Below are 26,320 nucleotides of genomic sequence, written 5' to 3' on the forward strand. Positions count from 1 at the left end.
CCATTTTGGCAGGCTCTTTTTTTATAACTTGGTATACATTTTGGTGTATAATTATAAACAATATTTTATGAATAAAATTGTATACTTATTTATTTCAGTAATATTTATTGTCGTATTTAAAAGTTGCGGCCTATCTAATTCTACTAGTAATTTTGAGCAGCATCCTTCATTTATAATAAATAGTGCTTTTTATAAAAATTTGGATAGTAGACAGCCTGGAGTTAAAGGATATATTTTTCAGGTTGACATTAATAATTCTAATACGGTATTAGATTCTGTGTACTTTAGAAATGCATCAGCCAAGTTAGAAAAAGATACTACTACATCAAAAAATAGTTATGTAGGTACTCTTATGTTGCCAAATAGAATGCAAGATTTTATTTTACATAGCGATTCTAAAAAAGAATTTGGAAATAAACTTCCAGAGATTTCAAAAAAGTCTCCCTTTCAATTAACAGAAAATGAAGCGGTAATTTCTTTTACGGTTAATAATGAAATTAAATATTATAAAATTCCGGAAGTTAAAAAACTTGAAAAGTAAATAATTTATATAACTGTAATTGACTTAATTTCAAGGTGTTAATAAATTAAAGATATATTTACTATTTTTTGGCATAGAATTTGAATTTTCAATTGATATAACTAATAAAACAACAGATTATGAAAACTATAAAATTACTTTTTGCAACCTTAATTATAGGAGTGTCATTTTCTTCTTGTAGTGTTAGTTTTGGTGATAATGATTATTATTATGATGATTTAGAAGATATTGTAGCAAATTACGATTTATGGTATGTAGATTACAATAAAACAACGGGGACTGGTGATGTTCCTTTTTTATCAAAAGCGTTTACTATTTCATTTATAAACGGTAGAGTCTATGCTAATAATAATATAGTTGGTATTGGAGTAAATGGAGATGGATATGGAATTTTGATAGGTTATTATGACACCTACAATGGCTTTTTAGAAATTGACCATAATTTAGATGGTTATTATGATTTTGATGTAATTGAAGCATCAAGAGGTAAAATACGGTTAAAAGATAATTATAACAATGTAACCTATTATTTAGAGGGATATCAAAAAAGTAATTTTGACTATGATCTAGTGTTTTATGATAATATCGAGTATTTTTTACAAGAATACAATGCTTGGTCAAAAACATATACTAGTAATGCTGGTTTTATAAATGAATTTGATAACGAAAACTTTTTAGCATTTACACCTGAAAATTTAACAACATTTTATTCTTCCCAAGATAAAGTTGGCACGCAAATTGCTAATATATATTGGGATTATGTAGGTAGCTATTCAGTGTATGATGTACAAGGATATGATGATTTAAAGATTTTAACATTAAATTATGATTTGTACGGTACTGAAGAGTTTGAGTTAAGCGTTATTAGTGATGCAAGGATTAGTTTGTACCACATTGATTCTGGAACAACTTACGAGTTTACCGGAAGAGGTTACATACAATATTTAAAAAATAGTTCAGAAAAAAATGCAGTTGAGAGTGTAAGTGATGAGGGTAGAAAACGAACTAAGGTAATAAGAGAAACAAAAGTTAGAAGAAATTTAAAATAAAGTTTGGTTAGTTGATTTTTAGTTGGTTATTTTTAATAACCAGCTAGTAAAACCGCTCCTTTTTGGAGCGGTTTTTTTGTACCTTTATAATTCAAAATTTTAATTTAAAATGAAACAAAAAACAGCATTTATAACTGGAGCAACTTCAGGTATAGGTAAAGCAACAGCAGAAATTTTTGCAAAAAATAAGATTAATTTAATTCTTTGTGGTAGAAGAAGTGAACGTTTAACAGCGCTAAAAGAAGCGTTGAGTACATTAACCAATGTTATTACTCTTCAGTTTGATGTGCGTGATAAAGAAGCTGTGTTTAAGGCCATAGAATCGTTACCTTCAGCATTTAAAACAATCGATATTTTAATTAATAATGCAGGGAATGCACATGGGTTAAACAGTATACAAGATGGAAGTATTGAGGATTGGGATGCTATGTTAGATATTAATGTGAAAGGTTTATTATATGTTTCAAAAGCAATTATGCCACAAATGGTGAGTAGAAATGAGGGTTTTATTGTAAATATAGGCTCTATTGCAGGAAAAGATGTATATCCTAATGGAAATGTGTATTGCGCATCTAAACACGCAGTAAATGCTTTAAATAAAGCAATGCGTATTGATTTAAATAAACATAATATTAGAGTTGCTGCAATTCATCCAGGTGCGGTAGAAACAGAGTTTTCTGAAGTTCGATTTAAAGGTGATGTAGAAAAAGCTAAAAATGTATATGCAGGGTATAAAGCTTTGCAAGCTGTAGATATTGCAGAAATTATTTATTTTGTAGTTACTCGCCCAGCTCATGTTAATATTGAAGATTTAATTGTTTATCCAACAGCACAGGCAAGTGCAACAATTTTAAATAAAGAATAATTAGTGTAAAATGATAAACAAACGGTTACTAATAAAAAATTTACTAGCGTATAATGATGAAAATAGCTTTTATGATAAAAAACTCAAAATTTCATTAGATTCTAAAGAAGGAAAAGCTAAATTTTTAAAACACGTTTGCGCATTATCAAATTCAAATCCAGAAAATAGTTCGTTTATAGTTATTGGAATTGAAGACCAATTAAATTTAATTAAAGGTGTAGATTTTTTTGATGATAGTAAAATTCAAAATTTAGTAAACTCATATCTAGAAAATCCACCCAAAATTCAATACGAAAATATTCGATTTCCAAGTCTACCACGCTATAAAGTTATTGGTTTGGTAACCATACATCCTAATAACAAAATTACCCGTTTAAAAAAACAACTCTGGAAATATGCAAAAGGACGTATTTTTTATAGAAGAGGAAGTACCTCTATGTCTACTTTAGGTAAATTCGAATTAAAAAGCACCAATAAAGAAATTGTAGAAGCTATTGAAAAAAAAGCGAGTAATAATATAAAACTAACATTAGACGGGGTTTTCGATTTTTTTGAAAGACATAAAGACGCATACAACCCTACTTATAAGGTTTTTAATGAACATTTTGTATTGTGTTGGGCAGGAGAGAAAAAAATTGTTGGAGATAAAGTTTTTTATTCTAGAGTTGATATTGAACTTATAGATGAGCAAGTTCGTTTGTTTTATTCTGCACTTGATGAAGTTAAAATTGAAGTAAATAGCCAGTCGTTTATTATTACAGAATATGTTTTTTTAAGAATTAAAGATGAATTTGATTTTTATCCTTTAGAAAAAACAGTAATTCATTTTAAGGAAAATGGTAAATATGATATAGTAACTGAGCTTTTATTTAAACCGCCTCGTTTTAATAAAAAAGAACTACTTCGTATATTTAATAATTGCAATATTATTTTAGATAAATTAAAAAATAAAGAACCTTTAAACGAAACAGAACTTGTTGAATTACAAGAACTACCAACAAATTATTTAATTTGTGTATTAAACGAGATTCCAAATGCTTATTTAAAGTTAAAAGAATCTAAAAGTTACTTAAAAAACTTAGAAGATAAAACCAGTTATATAAAATATAAAGAAGCTGTACGGATTTTAAGAAAGGTAAATTATCCTTAATAAAATTAAAGAGTTAACCATTTATTTTTTTATATAATTGTAAAGCAAAACCATCTGTTAAACTTGCAACAAAACCACAAATATTTAAAATTCTAAGATAAAGTGTTTCGTCTGGTGTTTGTAAATGTTCAGGCAATAAGTTAAGCACTAATTTATCGTAATTAGAAAGGGTGTTTTCAAATTTATTATTAGAGGCTGTTAAAAACACATCTAATAATTTAGAAATTATTGAATAGCCCATTAATTCTTTTTCAATTACCTCTCTGCTTTTGTAAATTTTTTCAACACTTAATTTAATAATATCATTTATCTGTGCTTCATACTTACATTTTTCTAACAAAGAATATGGATAATTTCCATTTAAAATAGCTTCTTCATTTTCTAAAAAAACTTTTGAAGCTTCTCCAATAAGTGTTCCAATAGCTAAGGCGCGTAAATAACTTAAACGATCTTTTTTATGTTTTAATTGATAGTATTTTTCTGAATTAATAGTGTCTTTAACTAATTTTATTAAATATTCTAAAGCAAATTCTTCTTCAATTAAGCCTAAATTAATACCATCTTCAAAATCTATAATTGTATAACAAATATCATCGGCAGCTTCTACTAAATAAGCTAAAGGATGTCTTTTATAAGCAATATTTTCATTTGTACCTGTAGAAATTAAACCTAATTCTTTAGCTACTTCATCAAAAAAAGTTAATTCAGATTGAAATATTCCATATTTTTTATCAGCAATATGTTGTGTTGGTTTTTTTGGTAAAGATTCTTTAGGGTATTTTAAAAAGGCTCCCAAAGTTGCATATGATAAACGCAATCCGCCTTCAATACCTTCTTTAGTTTCACTTAAAATTCTAAAACCATTTGCATTTCCTTCAAAATCAATTAAATCTTGCCATTGTTTATCGGTAAGTTGTTCTTTATATTTTTTGCCTTTTCCATTTATAAAATATTCTCCAATAGCTTTTTCACCACTATGTCCAAAAGGAGGGTTTCCAATATCATGCGCTAAAGCAGCTGAAGCTACAATAGCACCAAAATCGTTCATTTTATAACCTAAATCTATTAATTCAGGATATTTTTTTAATACTTTTTCACCAACAGTTCTACCTAAAGACCGTGCAACTACGCTCACTTCTAAACTATGAGTTAAACGGGTGTGAACAAAATCTGTTTTAGATAAAGGTATAACTTGTGTTTTATCTTGTAGGCTTCTAAATGAATCTGAAAAAATTATACGGTCATAATCTACTTCAAATCCAAGGCGTGTTTCATCTTGTTTTTTTCTTAATCTTATTTGCGTATCACCATATCTTTTTAACGATAATAGTTGGTTCCAATTCATTTTCATTAGTTAAAAATTTAGTGCAAGATAGCTATTATTTTATATTTTATTATTTCAAAAATTAACAATTAGCTCATACAATAATAATACATGCTTAACTATTACTTAACAACTGCATGGTTTATTTGCTGTAATTAAAATTATAGCAATATGAGATATTTAATTTTTGTTTTTTTACTGGTTATAAGTTCACATAGTTTTGGTCAATCATTAAAAATAGGATCTTTGATTGAAAATTACGGTAATGATGGAAAGATTGAAGGCGTTGTATTGGATGGGGAAAACGAAGGTGATCCTTTATTTTTTGCTGAAATACTTGTAAAAGAAGCTGGTATTAGCGTTGTAACAGATGTTGATGGTGCTTTTAAGCTTAGTTTAAATCCTGGGAATTATACATTAGTTTTTAGTTTTATCGGTTACCAAACAATTGAAGTTGAAGATGTAGAGGTTTTAGAGAATACTACATTAAAATTAGATCAAGTATTGGGTGCTTTACGTTTAAAAACTACTATTTCTATCGCTGAAATTAACACCATTTAAAAGTTAAATAATTTACATTAAATTAACAGATTTATTACCATTATATAACACTTCGTTAACTTCTCATTTACTTAGTAGCTCTTCCTTTGCGCAAGAATTTAAAACTAAAAAATGAAGAATTTTTATATTGTATTACTTATACTTATTAGCACAGTGGCAGTTGGCCAAACTAAAGGAACAATTTCTGGAATTGTTTTAGATAAGGAAGTAAATAACTCACCATTGCCATTTGCAAATGTTTTTATTAAAGGAACATCTGTAGGTACTACAACAGAATTTGAAGGAGAATATACTTTACAAGTTGATGAAGGGTCGTACACTGTTGTTTTTAGCTTTATAGGTTATCAAACAGTTGAGATACCAAATGTTATTGTTAGCGCAGGAGAAAACACAAAATTAGATCAAATTTTAAGTGCAAGTCAAGGAGTTTCTTTAAGTGAAATTCAAATTACGGGTTCTACTAAAAAAGAATCTGAAAGGGCACTTTTAACTGAACAAAAAAAAGCGACAATAATTAAAGAAAGTATTGGTTCAGAAAGGTTGGCAAAAACAGGTGTTTCTAATGCGGCTGTGGCAACTTCTAAAATTTCAGGTGTTACTAAAAATGAAGGTTCTGGAGATATTTTCATTCGTGGTTTAGGTGATCGCTATTTAACAACAACTATGAATGGTTTGCCAATACCTTCAGATGATGTTGAAAAAAAGAATATAGAATTAAATTTATTCTCTACAGATATTATTCAAAATGTTGGAATTAGTAAAACTTATAGTTCCGAAAACTATATAGATCAAGCTTCTGGTAATGTAGATATTACTACAAAAGAATATAATGGAGGTGGATTTTCAATTGGAATTAGCGGAGGATCTAATTCAACGGTTCTAAAAAATGGTATTTTTAATAATTTTAGAGCAACTCAAAATACTAACGATTTAAGTTTTGGATTTTATACCAAAAAATATGCTTTAATCAATGCAATCACTTTACAAAGTTGGAATACAGAAACTAGAAGTACTCCATTAAATTTTGGAGTTTCTATAGCAGGTGGAAAAAAGCTTCAATTATTTGAAAAAGACCTTACTGTATTTGCAACACTTTCACACAAAGGCTCTTATAATTATGAAAGTGGAATTTTTAAAAAATACAGATCAAATGTTTTAAATAATTCATTTACAGATGTAGAGGCTTATAAAACAACCATTAATACAACAGGGCTTTTTAATTTAAGTTACCGATTAAATAATAATCATAAAATAAAATTCACCAGTTTATTTGTAAATAAAACTATTGATAATTTATTTGAACAAGGTAGAAATGGTGAAGGCTATGTTTTTGATCAAGACCCTTCAGAATATGGTGCTTTTGTAAGAGATCAAAATTTAAAACAAACCAGAATGTTTGTAAACCAAGTTTTAGGAACTCACGATATTACTGAAAATAATAAGTTAAATTGGGGTGTTGGTTATAACTATGTAATTGCAAAAGAACCTAATAGAATTAGAAATGAAGTGAGTATTTTAGATGAAAATACTGTTCAGTTTGCTCACGTAGGAGATTTTCAACAAAGAAAATCTGATCAAAAAATTAAAGATGTTGAATTAAACGGAACCTTAAAAGACCAAATTACGTTTAATACAGATTCAGAACATACTTTTAAATTAAATTTTGGAGCTGATTTCCGTCAAAAAGAAAGAAATTTTAATTCTTTATTTGTTGGGGTTAGGGCAAAAGGTTTTCAAGTAACTTCTATAGATGATTTATCTGTAGCATTTGATGATATGTATTTTAATAATGGTACAATAACTTTAAGAGAAAGACCTGAAGATATTTATAATGCAACTCTTGAAACTTATGCTGGGTTTGCTAATTTAGATTTTAGCTTTAATAAGCTAACTGGTAATATTGGTGTTAGATACGAAAATGATAATTTAGGTGTAAATTGGGATGTTACAAATTATGTTGGTAGAATAGGTTCTTTAAATAATGATTATAACAATTTAGCACCAAGTTTAAATTTTAAATATGAGTTAAACGAAACTAATTTTTTAAGATTAGCGGGTAGTAAAACTATTACACTACCAGAATTTAAAGAATTAGCACCATTTGAATATGTTTCACCTACAGGGCGTGTAACAAAAGGAAACCCAGAGTTAAAAGAATCTACTAATTATAATGTTGATTTAAAATGGGAACTGTACCCTTCTTCAAAAGAATTAATTTCTGTAACTAGTTTTTATAAAAGAATAGAAGATCCAATAAATTTATCTCAAACAAGAGGTTCTTCAGGTAATTTTTCATACGATAATACTGGTGAAAAAGCCGATGTATTAGGGTTGGAGTTTGAAACTAGATTTAATATTATTGATAAAGAAAATAGTGATTTAAACATTAATATTAATGCAACAAAAATGTGGTTTAATCAAGATTTATTAGAAGAATTCCAATACAACAATAAAACCGCATCTGATTTACAAGGAGCTTCGGATTTTATAGTTAATACAGCTTTAAGTTATTCTAATAATCAAGAAAATGAATTTAATGCTACATTATCAGGAAATTACTCATCAGATAAAATTTACGCATTAGGAGCTCCAGAAGATTTTAGTAATAGCGCAATTTTATATAATGATGAAATTATTGAAGAAGGATTTGTAACACTTGATTTGGTTTTAAGTAAACAATTAAGCAAACAATTTTCAGTAAAATTAGTTGGAAAAAACTTATTAAATCCAAGTATTGAGCAATCTCAAAAAGTAAAACCATTATCATCAGAAATTGAAACTAATGAAATTATTAGTTCTTATAAAAAAGGTTTAGATTTAAGTATAGGATTTAAATACACGTTTTAAATATCCTAGAATTCTTTATTAAAAAAGAGGCTATAATAAAAGTGAAGTTTACATCAACCTGAATCAAGTTCAGAAAGACGATGTTTATTACTTTTAATATAGTCTCTTTTTATTTTCAAAAATCAGCATAACATTTTTTTAACATTACAGCTAAATTCAATAGAATTCATAATACATACTTAATGTTTTCTTAAGGGCTAGGTGGTACTAAAAAAGGTTATTTGCACATAATTAACATAAACAAATAAATTCAAATTTTAAAAACATGAAAAAAGTGAATTATAAATTTATTGGAATAACAGCATTAGTTGCTTTATTTACATTATTTAGCTGTGACGATAGTGATCCTGATCCAATTATAAATCCAACGGATGAAGTAGTTGAAAATTTAAAAATTGGTGTAATGAATGGTTTTTTAGAAGAAGACTACACATTAAATGCTTCAACAAGTTACGATTTAACAGGTTCTTTTATTGTTTCAGAAGGAGCAACACTTACCATTCCTGCTGGAACTCAAATTGTTGCTGATAAAGGAGGAGTAGATGTTTTTATTGCAGTGTTAAAAGGAGGAAAAATTAATATTAACGGTACAGATAGTGATCCTGTTGTTATGTCTTCTATAGATGGAAACCCAGGAGACTGGGGAGGTTTAACAATTTGTGGTAAAGCTACAACTACAGCAGGTGTTGACGCTGAGGCTGAAGTTGGCGGGTTTATTTACGGTGGAACAGAAGATACTGATAATTCAGGTACAGTTAAAAACTTAGTAATTATTGGTACAGGAGCTCAAATTAGTTTAGACTCTCAATACAATGGTGTATCTTTTTATGCAGTTGGTTCTGGAACTACAGTAGAAAATATTGCTGTAATAAATGGTTCTGATGATGGTGTGGAATTTTTTGGAGGAACTGTTTCTGTAGAAAATTTATACTTAGAAAATAATGAAGATGATGCTATCGATTGGACAGAAGGTTGGAACGGTACTGTAAATAATGCGTATGTTGTAAATACTATTGAAGGTTTTTCAACTGTGGTTGAGGCTGATAAAGCTAATGGTAATCCTAAAATTAATAACTTAACTGCAATTTCAACAGTAGGAGGAACTGCTCTACAATTTAAATTAGAGTCTGGAGCAACTTTCTCAAATTTATATTTAAGCGGTTATGATACTAATATTGATATGAAAGATGATGGAGCTTTGTCTAATGTTATTATAGATGGTGTAGCTGCAACTACAACAGATAGTTATAATTTAGGTGCACTTGTAGATATTTCAAATTGGAATTTTATAAATGGTCAATATGTGGCTTTAGAAGTGTTAAACGGAAACTTAACATCTAACAAAACATTAACTGCAGATACAAACTATAGTTTAACAGGTTCTTATATTGTTCAAGATGGAGTTACACTAACTATTGAAGCTGGAACAAAAATTACTGTAGATAAAGGTGGAGTTGATGTGTATATTGCTGTTCTTAAAGGTGGTAAAATAGATATACAAGGAACCGAAAGTAATCCTGTTATTATGTCTTCTGCTAATGCAAGCCCTGGAGATTGGGGAGGTTTAACTATTTGTGGTAAGGCTACAACAACTGCTGGTGTAGATGCTGAAGCTGAAGTTGGAGGATTTATTTACGGAGGTACAGATGATACTGATAACTCTGGTTCAATAAAAAATCTTGTAATTAAAGGAACAGGAGCTCAAATTAGTTTAGATTCTCAATACAATGGAGTGTCTTTATATGCTGTAGGTTCTGGAACAACATTAGAGAATATTGCTGTAATAGATGGTGCTGATGATGGAATAGAGTTTTTTGGAGGTACTGTTTCAGTTTCTAATATTTATTTAGAAAACAATGAAGATGATGCTGTTGATTGGACTGAGGGTTGGAACGGAACCGTTACAAATACCTATATTTCGCATACAGTAGCAGGTTTTTCAACAGCTTTTGAAGGTGATAAAGTTAATAACAACCCTAAATTTGTAAATGTAACTGCTATTTCAACTGTTGATGGTACAGCATTGCAATTTAAATTAGAATCTGGCGCAACTATCACTAATTTATATTTAGAAGGTTATGCAAAAAATATAGATATGAAAGATGATGGAGCTTTATCGAACGTTATTATTGATGGAGTTGCAGCGACTACAACCGATGCATATAATACAGGTACTAAAGTAGATATTTCCTCTTGGTCTTGGATTGGAGCAGGTTTATAAACAAAACTTATTTTTTAAAATTAAAGAGGGTGCTAATTTAGCACCCTCTTTTTTATTAAGAACATTAATTGAGTATTAATTAATTACTAAAGCTTTTTCTTCAACCTTAATAATTTTATTTTCTTTATAAGTAACTAGGCTTACTTTATCTTCTTTAAAATAAGTCCAAACTCCCTCTTTTTTACCGTTTGTGTAATTGGCAATTGATGTTTTATTTCCTTCTAAATCATAGCTAATCCAGTTTCCATGTAATTTACCATCTGCATCAAAATAACCTTCCCTTTCAATTAAATCACTATTATCTGCAAAATAATAAGTTGCTTTTACTAAATTATTAGTTACTTTTTTATAATCTACTTTTTGTTCTTGCGCAAATGATGTTACACAGAATAACAGAACCGCTATTTTTAAAATTGTTTTCATAATATATATGTTTTTTTAATTAATATTTGTTGTTTTAAGCTGTATCAAATTTAGTTTATTAGCATTAAATTTACTATTTCTTAACATTAAGTTTACATTAAGTTTTTTGTAAAAACACATAAAACACTGATTTTATGTGTTTTAAATCTAACTCGTGAAGTCTTCTAAAATTTGGATATTAAAATATAAAGTTTATTGAGCCTTTCCAATTGTGTTTAAATAATAAATATATTCAATAACAAATTGTTACTATTTATTAATGCAGAATTTAAATTACAGTAAAATTATCTCAAATACTTAATTTTCTGTTAACCAAAACTTAACAACTGAATCATTTCTTTGTAATACATAAAAAGAATAAAAATGAAAAAAATAGTATTTATACTTTGCTTAGTAATAGTAGCAATTTCTTGTGGTGAAAAAAAAGATAAAAAAGCGATTTCGAATAAAGATGTGTTAGAAGGCACTATTAAAATAGATGGATCAAGTACTGTATTTCCTGTAACAGAAGCAGTAGCTGAAGAGTTTAGAGCAGTACAACCTAAAGTAAAGGTTACCATTGGAGTATCTGGTACTGGTGGAGGTTTTAAAAAATTCTCAAGAGGTGAAACTAACCTTTTAAATGCATCGCGCCCTATAAAAAATAAAGAAAAGGAAGCTTGTATTGAAAATAATATTAATTATTTAGAATTAGAAGTTGCTTACGATGGTTTAGCAGTTTTAGTAAATCCAGAAAATGATTGGGTAGATAACTTTACTGTTGAAGAATTAAAGAAAATTTGGGAGCCAGCTGCTCAGGGTGTAATTATGAAATGGAACCAAATTAGACCAGAATGGCCAGATGAAGAAATCCATTTATTTGGACCAGGAGTCGCATCGGGTACCTATGATTATTTTACAGAAGCTATTGTTGGTAAAAGTGGTTCAAGTAGAGGTGATTTTACAGCAAGTGAAGACGACCATGTTTTGGTACAAGGAATTGCAGGTGATAAATATTCACTAGGTTTTTTTGGATTAGCATATTATTCTGAAAATAAAGATAAGCTAACTTTAATTGGTGTTAATAATGGAAAAGAAGTTGTAAAACCAACTTTAGAAACCGTGAGTAATGGCACATATAGTCCCTTATCAAGACCTTTATTTGTGTATGTAAACAGTACGTCGGTAAAACATCCTGAAGTTGTAGAATTTATGAATTTTTATATTGATAATGCAGGTGAATTGGCTGAAGATGTTGGGTATATTTCTTTGCCTTCAGAATTGTATGTAGCACAAAAAGAACATTTCAAAGCTTTTGTTGAAAGTAATAAATAATTAAAAAAACTGAAGCTGTTTAATCGTTGTGTTTAATTTATCTGAACGGATCTCAGTTTTTTAAACAGCTTCATTTAAATTATAATTAATGCGAAAAATAAAAGAATTTATAATTGAAAAATCACTATTATTTAGTGCTTTAATTACAATTGCAGTAACTTTTGGAATTATTTCGGTATTAACTATAGAGGCTTTTCAGTTTTTTAGCGAAGTTTCAATAATAGAATTTTTTACAGATACGCAATGGACTCCTTTATTTACAGATAAACACTATGGTATTTTACCATTATTGTCTGGAACACTATTAATTTCTTTTATAGCAATTTTAGTAGCACTTCCTGTAGGACTTTCAATTAGTATTTATTTAAGTGAATATGCCCCGAAAAGTTTTAGAAAAACAGTAAAACCCTTATTAGAATTATTGGCCGCTGTACCAACAGTTGTATATGGTTTTTTTGCTTTAATTGTAGTAACTCCATTTTTACAACAATTTATTCCTGGTTTATCTGGATTTAATTCGCTTTCAGCTGGTATTGTAATGGGAATTATGATTATTCCATTTGTTTCATCTATTAGTGAAGACGCATTGCATGCAGTACCTAAAGATTTAAGAGAAGCATCTTATGGAATGGGAGCAACAAAATTACAAACAGCTTTTAAAGTAGTTGTTCCAGCTGCTTCTTCGGGTATTATTGTATCTATAATTTTAGCAATTTCAAGAGCCATTGGTGAAACTATGATTGTAGCTATTGCTGCAGGTCAACAACCACGATTAACCTTAGATCCAACCGTTCCTGTTGAAACAATTACAGCATATATAGTTCAAGTAAGTTTAGGAGATGTGCAGCACGGATCAATTGAATACAGAACAATTTTTGCTGCTGGTATTACATTGTTTGTATTTACATTTTTACTGAATACATTGAGTTATAGAATTAGAAAAAAATACCAAGAAAAATATGAATAGTATTCAAAAAAATAGATTAAAAGATCAACTGTTCAAAATTTGGGGAATAGCTTGTACACTATTTGGGTTGGTTTTATTAACTGTATTTATAGGTGATATTTTAATTGATGGAATTAGTAGAATAGACTGGGCTTTTATTACCGATTTACCTTCTAGAAAAGCCGAAAAATCTGGAATCTATACTGCTCTTATGGGAAGTATTTGGATTTTACTTTTAACAACAATAATAGCATTTCCTGTTGGAGTAGCTGCAGGTGTGTATTTAGAAGAATACAATAAAAAAAATAGACTCTCAGCAATCTTAGAAATTAATATCTCTAATTTAGCTGGTGTACCTTCTATAATTTATGGTTTATTAGGTTTAGAAGTTTTTGTAAGAATTATGAGTTTAGGAGCTAGTGTTTTAGCAGGTGCATTGACTTTATCGTTATTAATACTTCCTATTATTATTGTAGCTACTCGAGAAGCCGTAAAAGCAGTTCCTAGTTCTATTAGAGATGCGTCTTATGCTCTAGGTGCTTCAAAATGGCAAACAATTTGGAATCAGGTTTTACCAGCTTCAGGCGGTGGTATTTTAACAGGTGTAATTTTGGCACTTTCTAGAGCCGTTGGTGAAACAGCACCATTAATAGTTGTAGGTGCTTTAGCATATGTTCCTTTTGCACCATCAAACCCAATGGATGAATTTTCGGTGTTGCCAATTCAAATTTTTAATTGGATATCAAGACCACAGCACGGTTTTATTGAAAATGCTGCTGCTGCAATTATTATTTTATTATTAATAACATTTATAATGAATGGTATAGCTGTTTATTTTAGAAATAAATGGCAAAAGAAATGGAAATAACAATGACAAAAGAAAAAGATAAAAAGCGTATCGAATCAGATCAAATTGACGCTCAATTTTCGAGTGAAGGTGCTAAAATAGCTATTAAAGATGTTAAAGTTTGGTATGGAGATTTTATGGCAATTAAAGGAATTGACATGAATATTAAACCAAATACTGTAACGGCATTTATTGGTCCGTCTGGTTGTGGTAAATCTACATTTCTTCGTTTATTCAATAGAATGAACGATTATGTAGATGCTTTTAAAATGGAAGGAAAAATTAAATTAAATGGGAAAAACATTTATAAAAGTAAAGTAAATGTTGAAGAACTACGTAAAGAAGTTGGTATGGTTTTTCAAAAACCAAATCCTTTCCCTAAATCAATCTTTGAAAATGTAGCTTATGGACTAAAAATTCAGGGAATAACAGATAAAAAGTTAATTAATGAGCGTGTAGAAAAAGCCCTAAAACAAGCAGATCTTTGGGAAGAAGTAAAAGACAATTTAAAAAAATCTGCACTTGCTTTATCTGGTGGTCAACAACAACGTTTATGTATAGCGCGTACTTTAGCCGTTGAGCCTTCAATTATTTTAATGGATGAGCCAACATCGGCATTAGATCCAATTTCAACAGCTAAAATTGAAGATTTAATATTTGAGCTTAAAGAAAAATATACAATAGTTATTGTTACTCATAATATGCAACAAGCAAGTAGAATAAGCGATTATACGGCGTTTTTCTATATTGGTGAGCTTATTGAATTCGACAAAACAAAAACAATTTTTACAAACCCAGAAAAACAACAAACCGAAAACTACATTACTGGTAGATTTGGATAAAAACATAGAATTATGATAATAAATGCACAAGAGCAAAGAGCCAGTTTAAACGAAGCTGGTTTTGAAATGCTAATTTTATGTATTTCGCAAATAGAAAAAGCAACCGAAGCATTTTTAACACACGACAGCGATTTAGCAGAAGAGGTTATAAATACAGAAACACGCGTAAATGCATTGGATTTAAAAATTGAGAACGATTGTGAAAAGTTTTTAGCACTTTACACTCCCGTTGCTATTGATTTGCGTTTTATAATGGCAATTTTAAAAATTAATTTTGATTTAGAGCGTATTGCAGATCACGCTTATGGAATCTCAAAATATATTGTTGATCAAGATATAAAAATAGATCCAGAGTTACTAAAGGCTTTAGAGTTTGAAAAAATGCACAAGACTATCTTATCTATGTTTAATGATATAACAGCTACTTATGAAGAAAAAGAAGCTAAATTTGCTAGAAAAGTATTTAAAAAAGACAAAATTTTAGATAAAATAAATGCGAATTCATTTGCTATTATTGAAGACGAAATTAAAAAAGATACTGCAGTAATAGACCAAACATTATTGGTGTTTAGCGTTATTAAAAAGTTTGAGCGTATTGGAGATCTAATAAAAAATATTGCTGAAGAAATTATTTTTTATATTGATGCAGAGGTGGTTAAACATAAAAAGGTGAAATAAGTTGTTGTAAAACTATATCTCAATTTTTATGAAGTTTTTTTAAAATTAAGATTGTAATTCTTCATTTTCAAAAAGAGAATCGTTATTTCCGTAGAGTAATTCTGCAACTTGAATTAATTTTTTAATCATATCGTTTACATTCGTATTGTCATTAAATAGCGAAGAAGCCATTTCAGCAGAAATTAAATTTTTTCTAATTAATTTATCTATCGATTTATTACTTTGTCTAATGTTTTCTTTAGCTTTTTTCTTTAAAATATTTAATTTTTCGGCATATTTTTCAGAATTTTCTTCGGTTCTAAACAAATGAATTATACGTAAAACTTGCGTTAATTTTTTTCTAAAACTATTATATTCATTCATTAAATCTTTATTGTTAAGAGTTAACGATTTGGTTAAATTTTTGTTTAATTCTCTAGCGTCTTTTATTATTTCAACCATTTTTCGGTTGGCAATTTTAATATCTGTTATAGAATTATTATGCTTTTTTGTTAGTTTTAGGTCGTTTTGTGCGGTTGTGGCATACCTTAATATTTCGCCATAAATGGTTTTAAATTTTTTGTAATATAAATTCTCTATATCTACATTAAAATTTTTAGTTGATTTTTTAACAACTGTTTTAATTTTTAAATTAGAGGTTACATCTTTTCTATGAATATTTAAACTGTGTGAAACAATTTCAAATACAGCGTTTTTATATAAAAATTTAGTCTCTTTAACCAAAGCTGAAATTGTAGCATCTGGATATTTTAAAACAGCTTCATTTAAATATTTAGGTTCATCAATACCTTTAGTTAATTTTTCTTTAAAGAAATTTATTAAAAAGGACTCTAATTTTTTTATAAACGGAATCATAATTAATACACCAATACTATTAAAAATAGTGTGAAATAATGCAAGTTTTAAGGTGTAATCTGTTGGTGCTATATGTACTAAATCAGCTAAAATATTTACAAGCGAAGCAAGCGGATATATAAATATTAAGGCAATTAAACCAGTAATTATATTAAATATTAGATGTGCTCCAGCTAATCTTTTACCTGCAATATTAGATTTTAAAGAACCTAAAACAGCGGTTATAGTTGTGCCAATATTTGCTCCAATTGCCAAAGCTAAGGCGTTTTCATACTCAATTTGACCTGCTGATAATGCAGTTAATACCAATACCAAAGAAGCAGCACTAGATTGCAATACAATTGTAATAATTATACCAATAAAAGTATATAATAATACGCCTAAAAATCCTGATACGGCATATTGAGTTAGGTCTATATGTTGGCTAAAAACATCAAATCCTTCTTTCATAAAGAAGATTCCAAGAAAGAAAAAACCCAAACCAGCAAGTATATTTCCAATACCTTTTAAAGTACTAGATTTTTGAAAGGAAAAAATTAAACCAAAAATAATCATTGGCATTGCTAAAGCAGAAATCTTAATTTTTAATCCAAATCCAGCTACTAACCAAGCGGTTGTTGTGCTTCCAATATTAGCCCCAAAAATTAATCCAATACCTCCTCCAAGTGTAATTAAACCTGCACTTATAAATGAAATAGTAATTACAGAAACCAATGAGCTAGATTGAATTAATGCAGTTACAAAAGCACCTGCAGTAATACTTTTGTATAGTTTATCGGTTGCTTTTTTTAGAAAATTTTGAAGAGGACCTCTGGTAAATGCTTTAAACCCCTCTTCTAATAATACCATTCCAAAAAGTAAAATTGCAACACCCGCTGTTATAGTTTCAAAATTTGGATTGAAATAAAGGGTAATAGCTAGTGCAATTAATAAAAGAGTAAGTATAATTTTTTTAAGCATAAATATAAACGTAATTGGTACAAGATCTTTTTAAGACATTAAAACTCATTTTAAAGCACATGAGTATACTTGTAAACATACAAAATATTTATAATTAAAAAGCCCTCAATTACTTGAGGGCTCTATAATATTAAAAAAAATAATTATTATTTATTAGCTTTTTCTTGAATTTGAAAATCGTGGAATAATTGCAATAAACTCATTAAGGCATATAGTAGATCTTTAGTTTCTAATAAAATTCCAAAATATAATGATGAGTTTTTAGGACTGCTTTCTTCAGTTCTAATTCTAGCAATTTGTTTATCTATAGATTCGGAAACATTGTCAAATATTTCTTGTTTTGCATCTAAAATTGTAGATAAATTATCAAAATCTTTAGCAGTAAAATCAGTTTCAATTTTACTTAACAGTACATTTAAACTTTTATTAATAGCTTTTAAATCTTTTACAGAAGAAGCTTTTAATTGTTTGTGATTGTTATTTACGTGTTTGTAACTTGTAGTTGAAATGTATTCAATAGACTGTGTAATGTCTTGTAAATAACCTAAAATTAAAATGTAGAATCTACTAGCTTTTACAGAAGTATCATCTAGAGATTTAATAAAATAAAACACTTCTTCTCTTAACTCATTAACTTCATTATTTAGTTTTCTTACGTGTTTATCGGTTTTAGATAATTTATTTAAATCGTGTGTAGATAAATCGGAAACAACATTTGTAAATAATTTATTTACACGTTTAACAACTTGTGAAATATGAGCCGAACTTTCGTTTATAACCTCATTAATTGTAATTTGTTCTGCGCGTTCCATGTAGCGCTTTTCTTTTTTCTCTTGTGCTCTTTTTGCATGGTTTATTTTACTTCTAATTAGTAAAAATGCAACAATAATTAATAAGATGGCAACTGAAACAATTTCACCTAAATAAATAACGTAAGCTAAAATTGCCGCTAAAGTAAATGCTGAAAAAGCTGTTAAAAACCAACCACCAATTACATTAAAAACACCAGCAACTCGGTAAACAGCACTTTCTCTTCCCCAAGCTCTATCGGCTAGTGAAGTACCCATAGCTACCATAAAAGTTACATAAGTAGTAGATAAAGGAAGTTTTAACGAAGTACCTATTGAAATTAAAATACCTGCTACAAATAAGTTTACGGATGCTCTTACTAAATCGAATGCAGGAAGCTCATATGATTTGTCTTTTGGTAATTTTATTACAGGTTTTTGAAATTTTGAATCAACCCAGTTAATAACAGGGTTTGGAATTATTTTGGAAACTCCTTTATTAAATAAAATAGCACCTCTTACAACTACTCTTGAAGCAGGATTTGGATGAAATTTTTCGTGACCTTCTCCTTGTCTAGAAAGGTTTACACCTGTTTCAATAACATCTTTAGCTTTTTTAGAAAACCAAATAGTTACTACCATTATTAAACCAGCAATAAAAAGTAATATTGGTTGTGCTTGTACATCGCCTTTTAAAACACCCATTGAAAATTCTGAAGCTTGAACTCCACTTCCAGACCAAGCTTGGTAAGAGTTTAACGCAGCCATAGGCACTCCAATAAAGTTTACTAAATCATTTCCTGCAAAAGCCATTGCTAAAGAGAATGTTCCAATAATAACAATAAATTTTAAAATATTTACTTTGAAAATCATTATCAGAAATTGTGATAATATTGTCCAAAATACAAATCCATAGAATATTATTTCATAGGTTCTTCCTTCAATTAAATGTTTTACATTTCCATAAAAATCAGTTCCTTTCATTCCTTTTACAAAAATAAAATAGGTAATTGCAGTAATTGCAAAACCTCCAAAAAGCGCATTTACATAGCTTTTTCTTTTCTGAAAATCAAAGGAATATAATAAACGGGACAAAAATTGGACAATAGCTCCAATGGTAAAAGCTACTAAAACGGATAATAAAATTCCAAAGATAATTTTTAATGCGGTTGAAGAATTAATGTATTTTCCAAGTTCCGCAATCGACTCTCCGTTATTTGATATTTTAATTAATGAAATTGCAACTGCAGCTCCCATTAATTCAAATACAATAGATACGGTAGTTGAGGTTGGCATTCCTAATGAATTAAAGACGTCTAATAGTAAAACATCGGCAATCATTACTGCCATAAAAATGAACATTATTTCATTAAAATAAAACTGACTTGGGTAAAAAATACCTTTTCTAGCAACCTCCATCATACCACTAGATGTTATTGCTCCAAGTGCAACACCTATACTCGCTATAATTAAAATTGATTTTACTGGAATCGCTTTAGAACCAATAGCTGAGTTTAAAAAATTAACAGCGTCATTACTAACGCCTACTACTAAATCTATAATTGCTAATACCGTTAGCGCTACTAACATTAAAATGTAAATATTTTCCATTTCTTTTTTATTAATGTGGCAAAAATACTTTCTATCTACAAAGTGTATATTAAGTTAATGTTACTAATGTTAATTTAGTATTAAATTAATGTTACGTAGATTGACCTGTAAATTAAATTCACATTGTGTTATATACCTTAAATTTACTAAATTTTATGTACATTTTATTTTAATTTTTCGATTACTTTATCAAACCTACTAATCCATACAGCTACTAATATCGGTTGTTATAAATCTTCCATTTAAAAATAAGCTAAAAATAGTAGCAGGACTTGGAGCTTTTTGTGTTTTTTTGAAGGTGTCTAGTTTGATAATTTTTTAGTGCCAACAACTGTTACTAAACCATTTTTTCTTTGTTTTTTAGCAGCATCCAAAGCGGCATTTAAAAGAGCTTTTCATAACCTTTTTTTTATACTTGCCTGATAACTACTAGCACATTTTTTGTCAGATATTGCGCAACAAATATGTTCTTTAGCTATGTCTTTGAAATTTAGGTTGATGAACGGTTTCATTGAACTAATTTTTAGATAATTATTAATTAGCTATTCAATTTTTACTGTCTAAATTTAAGATTTTTTTATTTTAGAAACGTTCTTTATTGCTATGTTTGAAGGTTTTTAATTTTCTAACTTTTCTTGTTAGAAGAAGTATTATATTAAAAATGCGCTATAAAAAATTATAGCGCATTTACATTTATAGCTTTTAAAACAAATCTGTTTTTAAAACACCTCCATTACTGGCGTTTGTAACTAAAGCTCTATATTGTTTTAACCAACTAGATTTTAACTCTTTTTTGATAGGTGTAAATTCGGCTTTTCTTTTAGCAATTTCTTCATCACTTAAATTTACAGATAAAATATATTTATCTACATCTATATGAATTTCATCTCCATCTTTTAGTAATCCAATCATACCGCCTTCTGCAGCTTCAGGACTCACATGTCCAATACTTGCGCCTCGGGTAGCACCGCTAAATCTACCATCGGTAATTAAAGCTACTTTATCACCTAATCCCATTCCCATAATTAATGAAGTTGGTGCTAACATTTCTTGCATTCCTGGACCTCCTTTTGGTCCTTCATATCTAATAACAACAACGTTACCGGCTTTTACTTTACCGCCTATAATTCCATCAATAGCTTCTTGTTGTCCGTCAAAACATACTGCAGTTCCGGTTAAGGCTCTATCTCCAATAATTCCTGCGGTTTTTATTACAGCACCTTCTTCTGCTAGGTTTCCATATAAAATTGCAAGTCCACCTACTTCAGAGTAAGGGTTTTCAATAGTGTGAATAACACTTGTATCTTTTATAGTTGCGTCTTTAATTTTTTCTAAAACTGTTTCTCCAGTAATTGTAAGGTTGTCATTTAATATATTATCTCCTCTTTTGGTCATTTCTTTCATTACTGCATTTACACCACCAGCAGTATTGATATCTTCCATATGTACAGTAGATAAACTTGGCGATATTTTAGCAATGTGTGAAACTTTTTTAGAAATATGATTGATATCTTCAAGGTTAAAGTTAACATTTGCCTCTTTGGCAATAGCTAACATATGCAATACGGTATTAGAACTTCCACCCATAGCCATATCAACTGCGAAAGCATTTCTTACAGCATTTTCATTTAGGATATTTTTAAGTTTAAATTTCTTTGTTTTCGCTTCGCTTTTTGCTATTTCACAAATTCTTCTTGCTGCTTTTCTGTAAAGTTCTTCACGTTCTTTGGTAAGTGCTAAAATGGTTCCATTTCCAGGAAGTGCAATTCCCATTGCTTCCATAAGTGTATTCATAGAATTTGCAGTAAACATTCCCGAACAACTACCACCACTTGGACAAGCATTACATTCAATATCGTTTAATTCCTCGTCTGTCATTTCACCAGCTTCGTGTTTTCCAACAGCTTCAAAAGCGGTAGCAAGATCAATTGGGGTACCATCTTTAGTATATCCTTTTTTCATAGGTCCACCACTTACAAATATGGTTGGTACATCTACTCTTAAAGCGCCCATAATCATACCAGGAACAATTTTATCACAGTTAGGAATCGCAATCATTGCATCTAATTTATGTGCATTCATTACTGTTTCTATAGAGTTTGCAATAATCTCTCTCGAAGGGAGTGAAAAAAGCATACCATCATGTCCCATTGCAATACCATCGTCAACACCAATTGTATTAAATTCAAATGGAACACAGCCATTTGCTTTAATTTCTTCTTTAATAACTCTAGATACTCTGTCTAAAAAAAAGTGACCTGGAATTATTTCAATATAGGAGTTAGCTACTCCAATAAACGGTTTGTCAAAATCGGCATCAACTAATCCTGTTGCTCTAAATAAGGATCTATGTGGTGTTCTTTGATGTCCTTTTTTTACTTCATCGCTTCTCATAATATTTTATTTTTTTATTTTAAGGAATTTATTTGTAGTTACTTATAAAAATAAAAACAATGGATTTTTATAAGCTGCTTTTATATATTTTAAGCTACTAATTTAGTAAATAAAATAACGTGCTTTAAAATCCGGTATGGTTTTTATAAAAGAAGTGTATTTGCAGTAAATTATTTTGAATGTTAGGTGTTGTTTTTTTGCTATTTGCTTATAATAATTGTGATTTATTAATAATTTAATTAATACAATATGTTGCTGTCGGTAAGGGAGTTTACATTTTTACAAAAATTAATGCCATACCGTAATTTTTTTATCTCAAATTGAAAAGATCATTCGATCTTCTTTAAAGTAGATTAGTTTTAATGAAAAAGATTGACTACTAGTAAGGTTTTTTGTTATTTTTCATTGCAGTATGGTAAACCAAATTTGACCTTTGTCTTAATAAAAAGTATATTTTTTACGACAATTTCTGATCTGCCGTAAAACAATTTATTTACCTAGTAAAAGAAGCAATACTAGTTCCGCCATTGGTTTTTGAACCATCTGCATATTTTGCATAAGGTCTAAAATAATAAACAGTATTAGATGCTAAACCTTCAACAAATTCGGAATAGGTTGTTAAGTAAATGTTTCCAAGTCTATCTTTATCTAGAATGATTGAACTATCAGAAAAATCTTGATTGACGCTATACTCAAATCCAATAGCTACAGGTGATTCTTTTTCTATAGAAGTAACTTCTAATTCAGGTGTAATTCCTTCGGAATTTGAAAAGAATAACTCGGATTTTATTAGCATAGAAATAGAACGGGTGCTAGTTGCATTCACATTTGTTGAAACCTGAATTTCATTACCATAAAAAAACGTATCATCATTCATTTCAAAGAAACCTCTCACATAAAATGTTTTACCTGCTTCTAAGTTTTCAAATGTTGTGTATATAGGGTTATTTCCTAATAAAGGCTCTGTATTATCGAGGCTTACTATAGTGTTAGGAGTATTTCCATATACAAACCCTCGTCTTTTTACTTCACCTGCAATACCAGAATCTGTGAATACACCTGTTACGGTTATGTTAACAGTGCCATCGTAGTTGATAAAAAAATCTGAAGTTGAATCTGTAATAAAACTTCTATCATCTACTAGATCAATTGAATCTTCGTTGTTAGAACAGTTAACAATTGAAATAATGCTTAAAAAAAATAAGCCTACTTTTAATAAATTTTTCATTTTTATTTATTTTAAAATTTTACAAAAAAAAACACATACTACATCATAAGCTAAAGAGCTAATGACTGAAGTATGTGTTTTCTACACAAATTTTATTGATTTAATCCCAATATCTTCTTCAGTGATGGATTAAACCTATATTTTTGAGCGTGCAAACTTAAATTAAATTTTATTGTTAAGAGATATTTTAACTTAAATATTTTTTGCAAAATATAATTATCAATTAATAATCTGTTTTTGTGTTAGATAGATGGTCTAAAGTTGTAATTTTGAAACCTAAAATCTTCTAAGTTGTAAGGTATTGGTGTTTGTCGTTTTTTTTACTTTAATTTTGGGTATAAATTTGATGAGTTGTTAGTTGCCACTTTTTATTCTTCAAAATAATCACTATCTATTCTTTTTACACTATAAGTTCTTTGAGTAGAAACTCCCACATTAAATTCTATCATCAATTGACCTAATCTATGTCCATCAATTAAAATTAATTTCGGTTCTATTTGACTTACAAATTCTATAGCACTTTTCGGAAAATCTGAAGTTGAAATAAAAATACCTTTTTTAGCTTTTTTAGCTAATAAAGCTCCTGCAAAATCTCTTATTTCTCTGGTTGGAACTGTTCTGTCCCACCTTTTAGCTTGAACGTAAATAATATCTAAACCTAATTTATCCTCTTTAATTATTCCATCAATTCCTCCATCATTTGATTTTCCAATTGCTTTTCCTGCATCAGCTCTCGAACCTCCATAGCCCATTGCTAATAATAAATCGATAACCAGATTTTCAAAGAATCTTGGAGAGCAAATTTTGATTGTTTCTATAAGTTCTTGAGATAAATCGTTTGTCAGTTTTTGATTTGCATATTCGATCATTTCTTCTGGAGTTTGTTCTTCCTCAATAATCTCCTTTATTTCTTTTGACTTTGTAGTCCCATTTTTCTTGACTTTAGTAAAGTCATTGAATGTAGCAAATTGCTTTAAAAATTGATTGTTTATTTCTTTAGGATTATCACTTAATACCTTTTTTCCTAAATCAGTAATTTGTAAATGTCCTCTTTTTTCTGATTTTATTAAACCAGCTTTTTTCATATAAGTATTAGCCCAACCAACTCTATTATCAAAAATAGGTTGTTGACCACTTGGAAGTAACTCTTTTTGTTCTTGTTCAGTTAGATTGTAATCTTTAGATAGAACTTCAATTAATTCTCTGTATTTAAATACTTTTCCATCTGATATTTTTTTTAAAAGAGGAAGCATTATTGATTGATAATCTGGAATCATATTTTTTGCAATTTATTATTTCGTAATTGTAGCCAACATCTAATATGATAAACATAATTACTTGTATACGTTATCTTCAACTGTAAAAGCAACTATAAAAATAACAATTATATTTTATAGTGTTATTGCTTTAATTTTACATTTAGTTGTTTTTTTAAATCTTCCACTAATTTTGGATATTTATTAGCCACGTTTTTAGTTTCTTTTTCAGGTGTTGTATGGTCGTATAATTCTACAAAACCATTGTTGTGTAATACTAAACGATGTGTTTTGGTGCGTATGGTTGTTGCGTTATTTTTATATGCAACTGCTACATGCCCTTCGGTTTTAGGGTTTTCTAATATGGTTCTAAGAGATGTTCCTTGAGTAAATGTGGGAGTTTCAATACCTGATAAATCGCAAAGTGTAGGAAATATGTCTAATGTTTCAACTATTGCATTGGATTTTGCTCCTTTATTGTTCATTTTTGGGTATTGAATTACCATTGGAGAATTTAAAGATTCTTCAAATAAACTATGTTTTCCCCAAATTGCATGTTCTCCCAAATGCCAGCCGTGGTCACCCCAAAGTACAATAATGGTGTTTTTGTCGGCTCCAGTACGTTTTAATTCAGTTAAAATTTTTCCTATTTGTGCATCTGCATAGCTAACACAAGCTGCATAATGGCGGCGGACTTCATCTGCAAATAAGGAGTCTTTATTTGGATTTTTACCCCAGAGGTTGTATTTCATAAATTCAGAGGAATTATGCCAAGTTGTTTGTCCTTCAGGTTTTTGAGGGTGTTTAATTAAAGGTAAATCTATATTTTTATACTTATCAAAGTAAACTTTTGGAGCTCCAAAAGGTAAATGTGGTTTTATAAGTCCAACAGCTAAAAAAAATGGTTTTTCATTAGTGTTTGTTAGAGATTTTAATTGTTTTAAAGCCTCATTTGTAATTGCTCCATCTGGATAAATTGTATCTGCTCCTTCAACAGTTTGAAAGACATCCATTTTGTTGCTATTTACACGAATTTCTCCATGTGCTAATCCGTGCATAGCACCACGTGGGTGTTCCCATTCAGCTACAGGCATTAAGTGTTTGTCCCACGCATTTGGAATTTCAACAATGGTAGTATCATTCCAATCTTTACCACCTCTTCCGCCAGGATGATGAGAAACTTTTCCAACAGAAACTGTAGTATAGCCATGTGTTTTAAACCATTCGGGCATACTTGGATCTATTTTAGCTCCTTTGGTAATTTTGTTTGCTCTTAAAAAAAGTGCGTTATTAGTAGCGGGTCCGTATTTTCCTGTTAGCATAGTATAGCGTGAGGGTCCACAACTTGGGGCGTTTACAAAATGGTTATAAAAAGAAACGCTTTTTTCGGTAAACTTGTCAATATTTGGAGAGCTGATGTAAGTTGCTCCAAAGCTTTTTAGTTCTGGACGTAAATCGTCTACACAAATAAGTAAAATATTAGGATTTTTTAAAAGTTTTGGTTGTTTACAGCTAGTTGCTAAAATAAATGACAAAAATGTCCAAATAATTAATTTATTGAAATTCATTAATATATTTTATGGTTGTTTTTAATGAAATTTATGCCGTAATTTCATCAAG

General features: G+C 29.1%; 21 protein-coding genes. 12 read left to right on the plus strand and 9 right to left on the minus strand.

From position 1 onward, the window contains the following. The first annotated feature begins 67 nt into the window (after nt 1-67). The 4 genes from MHL31_RS12000 (at nt 68) to MHL31_RS12015 (ending at nt 3,605) form a co-directional block, all read left to right on the plus strand. Entirely contained in the window at nt 68-541 is a 474-nt protein-coding gene (locus MHL31_RS12000; protein ID WP_240226193.1) for a hypothetical protein, read from the plus strand. A 119-nt stretch (nt 542-660) separates the two neighbouring features. Next, a complete protein-coding gene (locus MHL31_RS12005) occupies nt 661-1,590 on the plus strand; it encodes a hypothetical protein (RefSeq protein WP_240226194.1) in 930 nt (309 codons plus the stop codon). Nucleotides 1,591-1,699: 109 nt separating this feature from the next. After that, nucleotides 1,700-2,455: an SDR family NAD(P)-dependent oxidoreductase gene (locus MHL31_RS12010; protein ID WP_240226195.1), complete on the plus strand. Its 756-nt coding sequence runs from the start codon at nt 1,700-1,702 to the stop codon at nt 2,453-2,455. Nucleotides 2,456-2,465: 10 nt separating this feature from the next. Further along, nucleotides 2,466-3,605: an ATP-binding protein gene (locus MHL31_RS12015; RefSeq protein WP_240226196.1), complete on the plus strand. Its 1,140-nt coding sequence runs from the start codon at nt 2,466-2,468 to the stop codon at nt 3,603-3,605. Nucleotides 3,606-3,618: 13 nt separating this feature from the next. Here the strand turns inward: MHL31_RS12015 and MHL31_RS12020 are convergent, their stop codons facing one another. Further along, complete coding sequence (locus tag MHL31_RS12020) at nt 3,619-4,950, minus strand: deoxyguanosinetriphosphate triphosphohydrolase (protein WP_240226197.1); 1,332 nt, start codon at nt 4,948-4,950, stop codon at nt 3,619-3,621. 150 nt (nt 4,951-5,100) lie between these two features. On the opposite strand from MHL31_RS12020, the gene MHL31_RS12025 reads away from it, so the two are divergent. The 3 genes from MHL31_RS12025 (at nt 5,101) to MHL31_RS12035 (ending at nt 10,558) form a co-directional block, all read left to right on the plus strand. Then, nucleotides 5,101-5,490, plus strand: a complete 390-nt coding sequence (locus MHL31_RS12025; protein ID WP_240226198.1) for a carboxypeptidase-like regulatory domain-containing protein — start codon at nt 5,101-5,103, stop codon at nt 5,488-5,490. A gap of 111 nt (nt 5,491-5,601) precedes the next feature. After that, nucleotides 5,602-8,337 carry a TonB-dependent receptor gene (locus MHL31_RS12030; protein WP_240226199.1) on the plus strand — a complete coding sequence of 912 codons (2,736 nt, stop codon included), beginning with the start codon at nt 5,602-5,604 and terminating at the stop codon, nt 8,335-8,337. Between the two features lie 265 nt (nt 8,338-8,602). Continuing rightward, complete coding sequence (locus MHL31_RS12035) at nt 8,603-10,558, plus strand: hypothetical protein (protein ID WP_240226200.1); 1,956 nt, start codon at nt 8,603-8,605, stop codon at nt 10,556-10,558. Between the two features lie 75 nt (nt 10,559-10,633). Here MHL31_RS12035 and MHL31_RS12040 read toward each other — a convergent pair whose 3' ends face one another. Next, nucleotides 10,634-10,981, minus strand: a complete 348-nt coding sequence (locus MHL31_RS12040) for a hypothetical protein (protein WP_240226201.1) — start codon at nt 10,979-10,981, stop codon at nt 10,634-10,636. Between the two features lie 363 nt (nt 10,982-11,344). Here MHL31_RS12040 and MHL31_RS12045 point away from each other — a divergent pair, with 363 nt between their 5' ends. The 5 genes from MHL31_RS12045 (at nt 11,345) to phoU (ending at nt 15,608) form a co-directional block, all read left to right on the plus strand. Beyond that, nucleotides 11,345-12,295, plus strand: coding sequence for a PstS family phosphate ABC transporter substrate-binding protein (locus tag MHL31_RS12045; RefSeq protein ID WP_240226202.1), 951 nt, complete (start codon nt 11,345-11,347; stop codon nt 12,293-12,295). 88 nt (nt 12,296-12,383) lie between these two features. After that, nucleotides 12,384-13,262: a phosphate ABC transporter permease subunit PstC gene (gene pstC, locus MHL31_RS12050; protein WP_240226203.1), complete on the plus strand. Its 879-nt coding sequence runs from the start codon at nt 12,384-12,386 to the stop codon at nt 13,260-13,262. Then, nucleotides 13,255-14,109 (plus strand): phosphate ABC transporter permease PstA, encoded by an 855-nt coding sequence (pstA, locus tag MHL31_RS12055; protein ID WP_240226204.1) that lies wholly within the window; start codon nt 13,255-13,257, stop codon nt 14,107-14,109. The genes pstC and pstA overlap by 8 nt, the downstream gene beginning before the upstream one ends. Beyond that, nucleotides 14,088-14,930, plus strand: a complete 843-nt coding sequence (gene pstB / locus MHL31_RS12060; protein WP_256451647.1) for a phosphate ABC transporter ATP-binding protein PstB — start codon at nt 14,088-14,090, stop codon at nt 14,928-14,930. The genes pstA and pstB overlap by 22 nt, the downstream gene beginning before the upstream one ends. 12 nt (nt 14,931-14,942) lie before the next feature. Continuing rightward, nucleotides 14,943-15,608 (plus strand): phosphate signaling complex protein PhoU, encoded by a 666-nt coding sequence (phoU, locus tag MHL31_RS12065; protein WP_240226205.1) that lies wholly within the window; start codon nt 14,943-14,945, stop codon nt 15,606-15,608. A 45-nt stretch (nt 15,609-15,653) separates the two neighbouring features. Here the strand turns inward: phoU and MHL31_RS12070 are convergent, their stop codons facing one another. The 7 genes from MHL31_RS12070 to MHL31_RS12095 all read right to left on the minus strand — a co-directional run bounded on the left by MHL31_RS12070 (nt 15,654) and on the right by MHL31_RS12095 (nt 26,268). Then, entirely contained in the window at nt 15,654-17,423 is a 1,770-nt protein-coding gene (locus MHL31_RS12070) for a Na/Pi cotransporter family protein (protein WP_240226206.1), read from the minus strand. A gap of 146 nt (nt 17,424-17,569) precedes the next feature. Further along, nucleotides 17,570-19,822 carry an inorganic phosphate transporter gene (locus MHL31_RS12075; protein ID WP_240226207.1) on the minus strand — a complete coding sequence of 751 codons (2,253 nt, stop codon included), beginning with the start codon at nt 19,820-19,822 and terminating at the stop codon, nt 17,570-17,572. 198 nt (nt 19,823-20,020) lie between these two features. Continuing rightward, nucleotides 20,021-20,137 (minus strand): YoaP domain-containing protein, encoded by a 117-nt coding sequence (locus MHL31_RS16295; protein WP_371824147.1) that lies wholly within the window; start codon nt 20,135-20,137, stop codon nt 20,021-20,023. A gap of 387 nt (nt 20,138-20,524) precedes the next feature. Beyond that, nucleotides 20,525-22,216: a dihydroxy-acid dehydratase gene (ilvD, locus tag MHL31_RS12080; protein ID WP_240226208.1), complete on the minus strand. Its 1,692-nt coding sequence runs from the start codon at nt 22,214-22,216 to the stop codon at nt 20,525-20,527. Nucleotides 22,217-22,709: 493 nt separating this feature from the next. Further along, a complete protein-coding gene (locus tag MHL31_RS12085) occupies nt 22,710-23,444 on the minus strand; it encodes a hypothetical protein (protein WP_240226209.1) in 735 nt (244 codons plus the stop codon). A gap of 368 nt (nt 23,445-23,812) precedes the next feature. Beyond that, on the minus strand, nt 23,813-24,721 hold the full coding sequence (locus MHL31_RS12090; RefSeq protein WP_240226210.1) for a restriction endonuclease: 909 nt from the start codon (nt 24,719-24,721) through the stop codon (nt 23,813-23,815). Between the two features lie 122 nt (nt 24,722-24,843). Next, the gene (locus tag MHL31_RS12095; RefSeq protein WP_240226211.1) at nt 24,844-26,268 is read right to left on the minus strand and encodes a sulfatase; all 1,425 of its coding nucleotides are present in this window, start codon (nt 26,266-26,268) and stop codon (nt 24,844-24,846) included. Nucleotides 26,269-26,320 lie beyond the last annotated feature (52 nt).

It is taken from the genome of Lutibacter sp. A80, assembly GCF_022429645.1.
Lineage (GTDB): Bacteria > Bacteroidota > Bacteroidia > Flavobacteriales > Flavobacteriaceae > Lutibacter.

Coding starts and splice junctions, on each gene's coding strand:
- MHL31_RS12015 (WP_240226196.1), top strand. CDS start 2,466: ATGATAAACAAACGGTTACTAATAAAAAATTTACTAGCGTATAATGAT.
- MHL31_RS12005 (WP_240226194.1), top strand. CDS start 661: ATGAAAACTATAAAATTACTTTTTGCAACCTTAATTATAGGAGTGTCA.
- MHL31_RS12070 (WP_240226206.1), bottom strand. CDS start 17,423: ATGCTTAAAAAAATTATACTTACTCTTTTATTAATTGCACTAGCTATT.
- pstB (WP_256451647.1), top strand. CDS start 14,088: ATGGCAAAAGAAATGGAAATAACAATGACAAAAGAAAAAGATAAAAAG.
- MHL31_RS12040 (WP_240226201.1), bottom strand. CDS start 10,981: ATGAAAACAATTTTAAAAATAGCGGTTCTGTTATTCTGTGTAACATCA.
- MHL31_RS12035 (WP_240226200.1), top strand. CDS start 8,603: ATGAAAAAAGTGAATTATAAATTTATTGGAATAACAGCATTAGTTGCT.
- MHL31_RS12025 (WP_240226198.1), top strand. CDS start 5,101: ATGAGATATTTAATTTTTGTTTTTTTACTGGTTATAAGTTCACATAGT.
- MHL31_RS12000 (WP_240226193.1), top strand. CDS start 68: ATGAATAAAATTGTATACTTATTTATTTCAGTAATATTTATTGTCGTA.
- MHL31_RS12045 (WP_240226202.1), top strand. CDS start 11,345: ATGAAAAAAATAGTATTTATACTTTGCTTAGTAATAGTAGCAATTTCT.
- MHL31_RS12095 (WP_240226211.1), bottom strand. CDS start 26,268: ATGAATTTCAATAAATTAATTATTTGGACATTTTTGTCATTTATTTTA.
- MHL31_RS12085 (WP_240226209.1), bottom strand. CDS start 23,444: ATGAAAAATTTATTAAAAGTAGGCTTATTTTTTTTAAGCATTATTTCA.
- pstA (WP_240226204.1), top strand. CDS start 13,255: ATGAATAGTATTCAAAAAAATAGATTAAAAGATCAACTGTTCAAAATT.
- phoU (WP_240226205.1), top strand. CDS start 14,943: ATGATAATAAATGCACAAGAGCAAAGAGCCAGTTTAAACGAAGCTGGT.
- MHL31_RS12075 (WP_240226207.1), bottom strand. CDS start 19,822: ATGGAAAATATTTACATTTTAATGTTAGTAGCGCTAACGGTATTAGCA.
- MHL31_RS12090 (WP_240226210.1), bottom strand. CDS start 24,721: ATGATTCCAGATTATCAATCAATAATGCTTCCTCTTTTAAAAAAAATA.
- pstC (WP_240226203.1), top strand. CDS start 12,384: ATGCGAAAAATAAAAGAATTTATAATTGAAAAATCACTATTATTTAGT.
- ilvD (WP_240226208.1), bottom strand. CDS start 22,216: ATGAGAAGCGATGAAGTAAAAAAAGGACATCAAAGAACACCACATAGA.
- MHL31_RS12020 (WP_240226197.1), bottom strand. CDS start 4,950: ATGAATTGGAACCAACTATTATCGTTAAAAAGATATGGTGATACGCAA.
- MHL31_RS12010 (WP_240226195.1), top strand. CDS start 1,700: ATGAAACAAAAAACAGCATTTATAACTGGAGCAACTTCAGGTATAGGT.
- MHL31_RS12030 (WP_240226199.1), top strand. CDS start 5,602: ATGAAGAATTTTTATATTGTATTACTTATACTTATTAGCACAGTGGCA.